The organism is Microcystis sp. M49636_WE2 (genome assembly GCF_030065375.1).
Lineage (GTDB): Bacteria > Cyanobacteriota > Cyanobacteriia > Cyanobacteriales > Microcystaceae > Microcystis > Microcystis aeruginosa_C.
In genome coordinates this window covers 1-1,602 of the sequence record NZ_JASJFG010000720.1, presented here as the reverse complement: position 1 = coordinate 1,602, position 1,602 = coordinate 1, and the positions used below count along the sequence as shown (strand labels likewise).

Here is a 1,602-nt window from a genome sequence, read left to right as displayed (position 1 = left end):
CGTTCACTATCTTCTATTAAAGGTACACCCAAACTTTGCAGGAATAAACCTAATTGTAGATGAGCGACGACAAAAGGAGCGGTTAAAATCTCGAAACCGAAAATTCTTTCTATGGCTGCTTTTTTCACCAAAGCCATGGCTAAAGCACCCGCCCCATTTTCCTGTAAAGTATCGGTAATATAGCGCAAAACCTCGACTAAATAAGCACCAGTTCCACAGCAAGGATCGAGAATATAAACATCGGGATTAGCTAAACCGTCCTCGATATTTAATTCTTCTCGTAAAACTCGATCGACTCGCGCTACCATATAGCGAACAATTTCTGGAGGAGTGTACCAAACTCCCAATTCTTTGCGTAAATCGGGATCAAAAGCTTGCAAAAATGGTTCATAGAAATACTGTACCGCTTGTCCCTCATCGAATTGACGAAAAAATTCCTCTCGTCGCACTCGATTTAAAGCTGCACCGGTCCAATTCAAGACTTCTACTAATCCCAAAGATTTTAACTTACTCGGTGCGGCGATCTGCTCAAATAGGATCGCTAACATGGGAACATGGAGATGGTGGGCTGCGGATTTCCAATCGAACTTATCCTCTTTATCCTCGCGATTGAGGTTTTGCTTGTGCCATAATACCCAAGCGGAGAATAAACCATAAAAGAGGGTTTGCACGAGGGTAGAACGGAAAAATTTATTTCCCTGTTCCCGTTCAAATTTGATACCTAGGGCATTTTCTAAAGCTTGACGAATATTGGCCAGAGCAGGAAGATCGGAATGATGTTCTAAGCGTGCTTTTGCGTCCCGCGCATAGGAAGCAAGAAACCAAGCAACATCGGCCGGTGAAGTGATAGGAGCCGCCTGTAAAAGCACTCTCTTTAGGTATTCTAAGAGGCTATCACCGTGTTCGGCGGCAAATTTGGATGGATTTGAGGTTTTTAGCCAAAACTCGGCTTCTGACGGGGCTAAACTATAGGCTTCTAATTCTACCGGTTGACCTTGGCTATTGCGACCGATGAGCAGAAAATCGCGATAATTGCTGACTAATACTTGACCGTATTTTTGCCAGTATTTTTGTACTTGCTCGCTGGTGGCGATTTTTTTGACATCTTCTTTGGTTCCCTTAATCTCGATCGCGCCTCTTTCGGGAAAAATCGCCGTAAAAGGTTCTAATTCTTGATTTTTGGGGAATTGATCGACATTAAAAAGTCCCCCGTCTGGCAATCCCGCACCCTGATTTCTGAGGTTGATAATGCAGCGGACTCGCGGTTTTAGGGTTTTACCGATTTCGTTGAGGAGAGTTTCGAGAGTGCCGTAGTAGGAGGTTTCTTTTACGGCTGCTTGGGAGGAGTGGATTTCGTGCAGGTTGCGAAAATAATTGACGAGGGGATTCATAAAAACTGTGGTCTAGATAATTAAGGTTAATATGCCCCGATATAATCAATTTGGAGATACTGGATTAGGCATAATTGAGTAAAAACTCGCACAATTTCGGTTTCAGACTTCTGCGGCTTTTTCTTGCTCAATCTCGGTCTCCAATTCTTGACGTAATTCTTCTAGAGAAGTGGTGGCAGCTGTCTGAGATAATCTTTCTTGTGACCAATTT

General features: G+C 43.4%; 1 protein-coding gene and 1 pseudogene. Both read right to left on the bottom strand.

Annotation, left to right across the window (positions count from 1 at the left end):
- A partial coding sequence (locus PX484_RS16545; RefSeq protein ID WP_288104806.1) for an N-6 DNA methylase occupies positions 1-1,391 on the bottom strand: 1,391 nt, incomplete at its 3' end.
- A 102-nt stretch (positions 1,392-1,493) separates the two neighbouring features.
- A pseudogene (locus PX484_RS25815) lies at positions 1,494-1,602 on the bottom strand (type II toxin-antitoxin system Phd/YefM family antitoxin); the annotation flags it as partial.